The 9909-nt window shown below is 44.5% G+C and carries 12 protein-coding genes; 5 read left to right on the forward strand and 7 right to left on the reverse strand.

Annotation, left to right across the window (positions count from 1 at the left end; all coding sequences use genetic code 11):
- Positions 1–27: 27 nt before the first annotated feature.
- The 3 genes from K8S15_04395 to K8S15_04405 are packed head-to-tail and all read left to right on the forward strand — an operon-like array spanning position 28 to position 2808.
- Entirely contained in the window at positions 28–258 is a 231-nt protein-coding gene (locus K8S15_04395; GenBank protein ID MCD4775275.1) for a ferrous iron transport protein A, read from the forward strand.
- Positions 259–274: 16 nt separating this feature from the next.
- Positions 275–2581, forward strand: coding sequence for a Fe(2+) transporter permease subunit FeoB (gene feoB, locus K8S15_04400; GenBank protein MCD4775276.1), 2307 nt, complete (start codon positions 275–277; stop codon positions 2579–2581).
- A complete protein-coding gene (locus K8S15_04405) occupies positions 2581–2808 on the forward strand; it encodes a FeoC-like transcriptional regulator (protein ID MCD4775277.1) in 228 nt (75 codons plus the stop codon). The genes feoB and K8S15_04405 overlap by 1 nt, the downstream gene beginning before the upstream one ends.
- Positions 2809–3044: 236 nt before the next feature.
- Here K8S15_04405 and K8S15_04410 read toward each other — a convergent pair whose 3' ends face one another.
- The 4 genes from K8S15_04410 to K8S15_04425 all read right to left on the reverse strand — a co-directional run bounded on the left by K8S15_04410 (position 3045) and on the right by K8S15_04425 (position 6788).
- Positions 3045–3722, reverse strand: coding sequence for a DUF4276 family protein (locus K8S15_04410; protein MCD4775278.1), 678 nt, complete (start codon positions 3720–3722; stop codon positions 3045–3047).
- Positions 3715–4821: an AAA family ATPase gene (locus K8S15_04415; GenBank protein MCD4775279.1), complete on the reverse strand. Its 1107-nt coding sequence runs from the start codon at positions 4819–4821 to the stop codon at positions 3715–3717. The genes K8S15_04410 and K8S15_04415 overlap by 8 nt, the downstream gene beginning before the upstream one ends.
- 108 nt (positions 4822–4929) lie before the next feature.
- Positions 4930–5334, reverse strand: a complete 405-nt coding sequence (locus K8S15_04420; GenBank protein MCD4775280.1) for a hypothetical protein — start codon at positions 5332–5334, stop codon at positions 4930–4932.
- A gap of 113 nt (positions 5335–5447) precedes the next feature.
- Positions 5448–6788, reverse strand: a complete 1341-nt coding sequence (locus tag K8S15_04425; protein MCD4775281.1) for an ATP-binding protein — start codon at positions 6786–6788, stop codon at positions 5448–5450.
- A gap of 282 nt (positions 6789–7070) precedes the next feature.
- On the opposite strand from K8S15_04425, the gene K8S15_04430 reads away from it, so the two are divergent.
- On the forward strand, positions 7071–7559 hold the full coding sequence (locus K8S15_04430) for a hypothetical protein (GenBank protein ID MCD4775282.1): 489 nt from the start codon (positions 7071–7073) through the stop codon (positions 7557–7559).
- Complete coding sequence (locus K8S15_04435; protein MCD4775283.1) at positions 7559–7789, forward strand: FeoC-like transcriptional regulator; 231 nt, start codon at positions 7559–7561, stop codon at positions 7787–7789. The genes K8S15_04430 and K8S15_04435 overlap by 1 nt, the downstream gene beginning before the upstream one ends.
- Positions 7790–7805: 16 nt before the next feature.
- On the opposite strand, the gene K8S15_04440 is transcribed toward K8S15_04435, so the two are convergent.
- The 3 genes from K8S15_04440 to K8S15_04450 all read right to left on the reverse strand — a co-directional run.
- Positions 7806–8426 (reverse strand): hypothetical protein, encoded by a 621-nt coding sequence (locus K8S15_04440; protein MCD4775284.1) that lies wholly within the window; start codon positions 8424–8426, stop codon positions 7806–7808.
- 357 nt (positions 8427–8783) lie between these two features.
- Positions 8784–9371: a DNRLRE domain-containing protein gene (locus K8S15_04445; protein MCD4775285.1), complete on the reverse strand. Its 588-nt coding sequence runs from the start codon at positions 9369–9371 to the stop codon at positions 8784–8786.
- Between the two features lie 11 nt (positions 9372–9382).
- Positions 9383–9909 (reverse strand): hypothetical protein (locus K8S15_04450; GenBank protein MCD4775286.1); only part of this gene is annotated, 527 nt, incomplete at its 5' end.

Here is a 9909-nt window from a genome sequence, read left to right on the forward strand (position 1 = left end):
CTGATTTGAACACCGAAGGGAAACATTGTGAAAATCGGCGATCTTGATATCGGTTCAGAAGCGAAGATCACGGGATACGAACAGGGCAGCAGGGAATACCGTCATAAACTGCTGAGAATGGGACTCGTGAAAGGCAGCAGGCTCAGGCTTCTAAGGAAAGCGCCCATGGGGGATCCTGTTGAAATCGAATTGAAAGGCCAGAAGATCACGCTGAGAAAAAGCGAAGCTGACGTTCTTATCATCGACACCGTAGACTGAATACACGGAGAGAAAAATGAGAAATATTAAAATCGCGATAGCAGGTAATCCGAATGTCGGCAAAACAACGCTTCTGAACGCTTTAACCGGATCCCGACAGAGAGTCGGCAACTGGCCCGGCGTAACAGTGGATCGAATTGAAGGAAGCTATAAACATGATGATGTGGAAGTTGACGTAACAGACCTGCCCGGTATCTATTCCTTTACCGCGTTCTCAATAGATGAATCAATTGCAAGGAAGTACATTCTCAAAGAACACCCGGACCTTATAGTAAATATTCTTGATGCTACCAATCTGGAACGCAATCTCTTCCTGACAACCCAGCTGCTTGAGATGAAAGTTCCAATGATTGTCGCGCTCAACATGACGGATCTGGCGGCAAAACGGAAAATAAAGATCGAGATTGAACATCTATCCAGGCATCTCGACTGTCCTGTTATTCCTATCGTTGCTTCCAGAAACAAGGGAATCGATGAACTGAAGGATATGATTAACAGGGAAAGTGTGAATCGCTCCATTCCTGAAACGAAGGTTGCTTACGACTCGGTACTTGAAAAGGCAATACATATCATTCAGAACAGAGTGCAACAGATATCGAAAGAGAACGAAGTAGATCCCAGATGGCTTGCTATCAAGTTACTCGAAGACGATGAGTACGCGATTGAATTGTGCGGTGATTCCGTTCCCTGTGACTCTCTTAAATCCGAGATAGAACAGGTTGAAAAGCATGTTGGTGATGATATGGATATCATCATGGCTGATGGAAGATACGGTTTCATACACGGCCTCTCAAAGGATGTGGTGCATCGGACAAGTGAAGTCCGGAGAAACGTATCCGATAGAATCGATATGGTTATTCTCAACAGAATTCTGGGGATACCCATATTTCTCGGGGTTATGTACATGATGTTCGTCATCACGATACATGTAGGCGCTCCTTTCATTGATTTTTTCGACGGTTTAACGGGAACCATTTTTGTGGACGGATTCAGGGTTCTTCTTGAAATATTCAAACTGCCGGAAATCCTTGTAACTTTTCTGTCAGATGGCATAGGCGGCGGTATTCAGACAGTCGCGACCTTCATTCCACCCATTTTCCTTATTTTCTTCTGCCTTTCTCTCCTTGAGGATTCAGGTTATATGGCGAGAGCCGCATTCGTAATGGATCGGTCTCTCAGGGTGATAGGTCTTCCGGGTAAAGCGTTCATTCCAATGCTTGTGGGATTCGGGTGCAATGTACCTGCGATAATGGCAACCCGTACACTCGAGAACAATCGGGACAGGATTCTCGCGATAATGATGAATCCATTCATGTCCTGCGGAGCCAGATTGCCGGTCTACACTCTTTTCGTAGCGGCGTTCTTCCCGCGAAACGGAGGTTCTGTGCTCTTCAGTCTGTACATGGTGGGAATCCTTCTGGCCGTGGGAACGGGGCTTCTCTTCAAGAGAACGATCCTTCAGGGCGAGACATCAACCTTTGTTATGGAGCTGCCACCGTATCATCTCCCGACATTCAAGGGAATAATGTACCATACGATCTACCGTTTGAAGAGTTTCATACTGAGAGCAGGAAGAGTTATCATCATTGTTGTGATTGTACTCAGCTTCCTCGGCTCAATTGGAACGGACGGCAGCTTCGGCAACCAGGATTCAGAAAATTCTGTTCTATCCGCGATCAGTAAAACAATAGCTCCCATATTCTACCCGATGGGACTTACCTCTGAAAACTGGCCGGCGGCCGTCGGTCTGTTCACGGGCATTTTCGCGAAGGAAGCCGTTGTCGGTACACTCGATACACTGTACAGTGGAATGAACTCGCGGGAGAGGGGTTCCGAAGTAGAAGAAGAACCTTTCGATTTCTGGGCTGGAATCGCTGAATCCTTTGCCGCGATACCGGACGGTTTCAGGAATTTCGGAGGAGCGCTGAGAGATCCGATGGGTGTTGAGATAAGCGATGATCTGAGCAATACGGAAGAAGCCGCGGAAGAAATAGAGATTGAAACCGGTACTCTTGCCGCCATACAGGAGCACTTCAACGGAAAAGTGGGAGCTTACGCTTACCTTCTGTTCATACTTATCTACGCGCCGTGCGTGGCAGCTATTGCGGCTATCTACCGCGAGACGAATCTCCGCTGGGCGATGTTCTCCACGGTCTACCTCAGTATTCTCGCATGGGTGGTAAGCACTCTTTTCTACCAGATAGGAACGTTTACTGACAATCCGGCCGGTTCCGCGATGTGGATATCGATAGCCATTGGAACCCTCGGACTGATTTACGTCAGTCTGAAATTCATGTCCAGAAGAATGGTAGTTTCCGCGTAATGCTGACAGAAGTACTTGAATTGCTCGAGAAGCACGGAAGGCTCTCCCTCCGTGAACTGGCAGGTTACTTTGTAATAGAATCGGCCGCGCTGGAGCCGATTCTTGATGTTCTTATGCGGAAGGGAAGGATCCGGGCTGTATCCGCAGAATGCTCCGCGTCCGGTTCGTGCAAAGGCTGTTCCTGTTCCAGCAGGGAAGATATGCTTTCATTCGAGATAGCGGAGTAGTTATGTAAAACAACATATCCGGTTAATCATCAATTCTACCTGTTGATGATGAACCTCTCAGTCACCGAACTTTTTTCATCTGAATTTGAATTTGTTGTAAAACATCAGGTAAATAAGTTTACTAAACATTTTACATCAGTATCGGACTGTATCAATTAACACTACACTGATTAAATCACTCCAATGTTATTATCAGTTGGCATTGATGTAAAAAAACAAAACTGCTAACCGGATCATCAGCCCTCTCCAATACTCTCAATAACAGTAAGCCACTCATTGAAAATCGGACAACATTCCCTGATCTTTTTTAAACCAATCTCATTGGCAACAGTGATTCCGGTAGTGGTTTTCTTGAATCGCTTTGAAAGATTGAGCAATCTCTTGGAAGGAGCAGTTTGCTGAGAATCATTAATTTCTTCCGGTGACCCGCAAGCCGTAACAATATCAGTAACTTGAGACTCGGATACATTGAGATGAGAAGAAAGTACTGAAGGATCACTAAACAACAGAGCTTCAAATTCATGTATGGATATGTACGGGACGAAGCGTTTCCCGGTGACGTATTCACCAAACATTTTCTTTGCCGCATCCATTGTTGCAAAATTGATTACATTTGCTTTCTCAATTGAAGTCCTTTTTTCTCTTGATTCCAAGTAACCAGGCCAATCACGTTTAAGACCATAGTAATCCAAAAACAAAGTCAGATAAGTATCACTACGCTGTTTGAGATGGAGTTCAATGTCTTTTCTTATTCTGGAGAATTTAATGTCTCCACCTTTTTGTCCCGGCTTGGAAGCAATAATTGGCGTAATGTAAACGCCTTTAGTATAAAGATACGGGCTAACCATACTCTGTATGAATATTTGCTCTGTTTTTCCCTCGACGATGGCGATGATCTCCGCTGATTTATTCATACACAGGTCCACCGGAAATGACATTCTTGCTCCATAGCTCACCAACAGAATAGGTTTCCAGCCATGAGCTGAAGTCAGAGAGTCGCAGCCTTTTAAAAGTGGATGCACCGTCTTCTCTATTAACCACGACAACATCTTCTACTTCAAAATGATCTACCAGAGCTGGAGATTGTGTAGCAACAATAATTTGTGTGCGGCGAGAAGCATCCTGAATCAACTCAGCCAGTACAGAAATAGCAGATGGATGCAGCCCAAGCTCGGGTTCGTCGATAATAATAGCCGCTGGAGGATTAGGCTGAAGAAGTGCAGTGGCTAAACAAATGAATCTAATTGAACCATCAGAAAAAAGATGTGGTTGCATTGGATAATCAGATCCCTTCTGCAACCAGGATAAGTTCACTTTCTGCTTTTCTCCAAAAATCTCAACATCTAATAGAAACTTATCGAAGAAAGGCATAACCAATCGTACAGAATTTACAATTTCCTGATATATGCCTGCATGCTGCTTCTTTAGCCGAAGCAAATAAGGAGCAATGTTGGATGCATCAAAACGCAGATACTTTTTATCCTGAACAATCTCGAGACGTCTCATTCCTGCTGTAACGCTTGTATCGTGAAAGTGGTAGATCTTCCACGAAGTTACTGCCTCATATACAGGTTTGCTGTATTTACTGTCTCGTGAATCGCTCAGAGCCTCATCAACAAGCAAAGAGCTACCGTCAGCACTGCTACCTAATTCCCACCAACCAGTTCTTCCAGGTTCGTAATAACGAGCCTCATCCTCGATAGCAAAATTCTCAGAGAGACCTGGTTTAATATTGAAGCGATAACCTCGTATGCCAAAACGAGTTTCAAAATGCATTTCTGAGGTTATTTTAGGACCATTAAATAGAAAATCACTAATACCACCACCTGATCGAATGTACTCGTTCAAGTTGCCAGTCATTACTTTCTGCAGCATTCGGAAGAATTCGATGAGATTACTTTTACCAGCACCATTTCCCCCGATAAAGACATTCAAATTTCCTAGCTTGAAATCATTCAGTTCTCTTATTGATTTGAAACCTCTGATGGTCAGCCGGTCTAATGCATTACTCATTTACACCCCCTTCATTGCCTGCTCTAATATATATCACCTTAAAAGCCTTACACTGCCGGTTGCTATTCCCTGCATTCATTCTCTAAGGTTATAGATGAAGGTTAATCGCTATTTTCTCAACGCTCTTCTTCTCAGTACTTCCTCATACGGTACAGACTCGCCTGATCCGTCAATGTACAAAAATGTTGCTATATCATGACTTTCGTTAGGGAATACCCAAAATAGTAACTCATCGGGACACTCTGGGCTGTAGTAGTTCTCGTATCCAGTTAATAGAGCAGAAACAGTTTCCTCAATCGTTCCATACAAAGAACAATGGCTGTAAGGAGAACCTTGATCAGGTCCCCATATCTTGCAGTTTGAAGAAGCAAGAAACCTTGAACCTGGATACTCAAATATCTTCACCTTAAACATAGGCGATCTTTCTAACTCAAAATCAAAAACATCGACCAGACGCCTGATACCTTTAATTATCTTTCTTTCTGTTGAAATGCTCTCCCAGTTAAAAACCATAATAATGCAACTCCTTTCTTATAACACGCTATTTCAATCCAGTTCTTCACGTTATCCCTAAAGAACTCCTCCAATCAAACAAACACAATCTGTATTCCTAAATATGTACAGTTCTAAACAAAGATACCTCGATTGGTTGGATTCTTTTGAATCAAATAAAGTAGTTCCTTCGAAGGCTCCGGTTTTTTGATTGTTGCACCCCGTCTTACAAGTATGGAATTGTCATGTAAAGCATAAGGTGTGTTGTATCCTTCCTGAACTTCGATTACAATTACATTCTCTCCAGCCATTGGCAAAATGAGAACTTGGAATTCAGGTAAGGGTTTAAGACTCTCAGTAATAAGCTTTTTTACCCTCTTCACCGCAAGATTCAATGCATCCTGGTAGGCACATTTGAATGCATTTTTTAGCATGGTTCCATTCTGCACACTTCCATCATCTCTCACACCAATGTAAATTCTTCCTCCCAATGTATTTGAGAATGCGACAACAGTTCTCAGTAACTCGTTTTCCTTCTTATGACCCTTTTCGATCCACGACTTGAATTCAACTGTATCTCCCTCGCCATTCTCAAAATCATCTATGGCAATATCCTCGATAGTTCTTTCTCCATCCACAGCTTCGTAATCCTTGCCCTTCACTTGCATCTTGGCAAAATCTAAAAGCGAATTATCCCGATGAATAAGGTAGAGTTCAACCGAATCAGTTGAGTCATCAATTTCGGCAAAAAACTTTTTTTTTGATAGTGTATCATTACTATTACTGAGTTCACCCTCGTTCCTTCGAAGGCCACTACCTGATTTCTCAATAATCTGTAGCGATAAATCCCCTGTGGAGAGAATTGTATTTACGTCAACAGTTAATGAGTCTGGTCCCCACATCGCAGCCTCTATCCTCCCTCGCTTGTCCGGTATCACAATTTCAAGCTGATCCATACCCCGAACGAATTGTTCTTTGTTTGAGTCACCATAAATCCATTCTGCTACCGCAAGGAGTTCAGATGCATATGCAGGTTTTCCAAATGCAACTAGCGGTTGATAATTATAATCTGAATTCTCCCTGTTTTGTGATCTTCCTACGAAGGCGAATTCTCTCCATCCAGAAACAGAATTCTGGTCCGGAAGTCTCACATTATCATCCCATAAAGCGTACTCTCTAGAAATAATTTGATCTAGAAATTGCCATTTCCCAGTTAGAATTGATCGAAGAGTCTTCTTGATCTCCGGAATGGTTAACCACTTGCTGTACAATATCATCTTGGGATATTCAAAAATTTGTTCTTTGCTCTCAACTTCTTGTTGAAACACAATCCTACCATTGGAAATATAGATTGATCCATCTTCTTTTCTTATTAGAGCGAGTTTTAGTAGTGCTCCTTCTAGCTCAGGTAGAGCATTATCGACAATATCAAATATCCTTTCGTACGCATCATTCTGATTGTTGTAGTATGCCATAGATTTTCTAAACCTCTTTACTAAGAATTCAAGATTGATTGGATGAGAACTGAACAGCAAATATTAAAATAAACTAATGCATCCATTGAATACTTTTTCATTCAGCATCAACCTTGATATAAATAACCTCACAATCCTTACTCTGCCGATACTCCTGCATAAACATAAGGATACTGGATTATCACCATTTCACAAAAATCACACAAAACAGCATATCCGACCCAATATCAACCAATTTCACTATACAAAACTGACCATACTACTCGAACTCCTCCGCCGTCAATGAAGAAAGAAGAACCTTTCGATTTCTGGGCTGGAATCGCTGAATCCTTTGCCGCGATACCGGACGGTTTCAGGAATTTCGGAGGAGCGCTGAGAGATCCGATGGGTGTTGAGATAAGCGATGATCTGAGCAATACGGAAGAAGCCGCGGAAGAAATAGAGATTGAAACCGGTACTCTTGCCGCCATACAGGAGCACTTCAACGGAAAAGTGGGAGCTTACGCTTACCTTCTGTTCATACTTATCTACGCGCCGTGCGTGGCAGCTATTGCGGCTATCTACCGCGAGACGAATCTCCGCTGGGCGATGTTCTCCACGGTCTACCTCAGTATTCTCGCATGGGTGGTAAGCACTCTTTTCTACCAGATAGGAACGTTTACTGACAATCCGGCCGGTTCCGCGATGTGGATATCGATAGCCATTGGAACCCTCGGACTGATTTACGTCAGTCTGAAATTCATGTCCAGAAGAATGGTAGTTTCCGCGTAATGCTGACAGAAGTACTTGAATTGCTCGAGAAGCACGGAAGGCTCTCCCTCCGTGAACTGGCAGGTTACTTTGTAATAGAATCGGCCGCGCTGGAGCCGATTCTTGATGTTCTTATGCGGAAGGGAAGGATCCGGGCTGTATCCGCAGAATGCTCCGCGTCCGGTTCGTGCAAAGGCTGTTCCTGTTCCAGCAGGGAAGATATGCTTTCATTTGAAATAGCGGGTGAGTGAAGGAATAGTTCGTTTATCAGATAGAGTATGGTCCCGGAATGAGCCTCCATCCCCATACGTACTCCAGAACAGTCCAGAATAGAAGAAGAGAAGCAACAGACAGAGCCATCTTCCGGCTTGTTCTATGAGTTTTTCCGGAGAGAAGCACTGCCAGTATCCCAAGGGTAAGCGCGGCGCCTGCCGACGCATATGTACTCCAGTGGGTTCTCGAGAGATGTTCGTACTGGTAAATCATCCACATGTGCAGCCCCCAGATACCGGCAAAGTGCCCGAACGCGAAACCGTATGACTTCCGAATGCCGTTCTGAAGGAGTATTACAACAAGCATTGAAACCAGTACAAGCAGTATGGGCAGATAGCTTGAATCAGCAATTACCAGGTGGCTTCTCACTTCAAGGAATTCGCCGATAAATCCCCAGAGGAACAGCCCTGATATTATCCCGAACATATTTCGGGTAAAGGTGTTGAATTTCCTTCTTCCCGAAAGGACAAGAGCGGCAGGAGCCATAATCGCGAACAGGACCCCAACGACGGAATAGAATTCGGATGATATCCTTGAGGAGAACACAAGAAGCATATAGGTTGCTCCGAATGCAGCCAATGTAATCAGGAACGTTTTTAGATAGATTTTTTTCATCAACTTTACCTTTCCCTTTTCCTTCGTACCACCTCAGTTGAATAGTCCGATGCGTGATCGGTGAAGGGCTCGTATTCTCAGTAAACCCCGGGGATTATTCTCATCGTTCTCTTAATATAATCCTCATACTACAGATCGAAGTGCTCAACCATCATTTTTTCCTCTATTAGGTATTAATAATATATAGTATTGTCCAGGCTAAGTCTTCAACTGTTCCAACAATCCAATTTGATAGTAACAGCCGTTGGCGTTCTAACGAATCCATTGCCCGGCCATAGAATCGTGAATATGCTTTTAAATATCATCTTTCAATCTCACCTTCCCTGATTTTTCACCGGGAAGTTATCACGATGAACATCAGAACGCTGCTTTTATCGCTCCCCATGTATCCGGATTCAGTGCCTGGGGAAATACAAGTCTGAGATACGGGCTGTTGGCTGAGGTTTCCCGCGAGTGGAACTTGGTCCATGGATACACACCTGCCACCTGCAGGACAATGCCGTGGTTCTCGATTGTCCCGTCCAGCCATGCCTGAACCAGATCAGAAACATCGACTCCGACCCATCCAGGATTGGAATAGTGATACGACAGCCAGGATGTTGAACCGTGCTGAACATGGGCCCCGCTCCAGTTCTCGTCCCAGGATTCCGTCGCATGATAGAATTCAGTGTACGTTCCGGCAGCTGAAGGACACTGGAAGAAGATGTTTATGAAGAGTGTAGCACTGGTCGACGTCGCTCCCATGTATTCAGAGAGATCCCAAAGCATCATTGCTCTCTCGTCGGGATGCCCGCTGGCGGGTTTATTCGCGATTTGCATGTAGTTCAGAGCCCCGTAGCAGCCGCCGGAAGGGAGTGTGTACGTATCCGCTACCGGCAACAGGTCGAACGTATCGCTTAAACCGGATCCGGAAAGAATTAAAAGAACAACTGCTATATATTTCATTTTGTATCCTTTCAGTACGCCAGGCCGAACCTTGCGGTTAATACAGAGGCATCTTCACTTGATCCGTCCGGAGTGGCGGACGGAATGCGGTAATCCAGAGTGATGTAGGTGTCCGGACTGCCTATGCAGGTTTTCACTCCACCTGTAAGCCATGAAAACTCGTAATCTCCTGAATCGGCATTGCTCCAGCGATCCCAGCTCTGGTAACTGAGATACGGTGTAATTGAAGGAATCTCTTCCGATCCGGTATTGAAGCTGTAACCGGCCTGGGCGAGCAGACACTTGTTCTCCACGTTTTCACCTGTATCCGTGCAGCCCTGCGGACGCATTCCCGGCATTATACCTTTTACATTTACAACCTCTGTTCTTACCGCTATCCCGTCCGCTTCGAAGTCGAGACCGATACCGTACCTTGACGCGTCTTCGCACCCCTCAATTTCAGGGTTCGTTTCCATAGCCAGATCGGTATAAAATCCACCGATAGTGAGCCCTTTCACCGGAAGCCGGTAGAAAAGGGCGAAGTTGGCGTCATGTTCTT

The sequence above is a fragment of the Candidatus Aegiribacteria sp. genome (genome assembly GCA_021108005.1).
In the GTDB taxonomy this organism is placed as follows: Bacteria; Fermentibacterota; Fermentibacteria; order Fermentibacterales; family JCC-6; genus Aegiribacteria.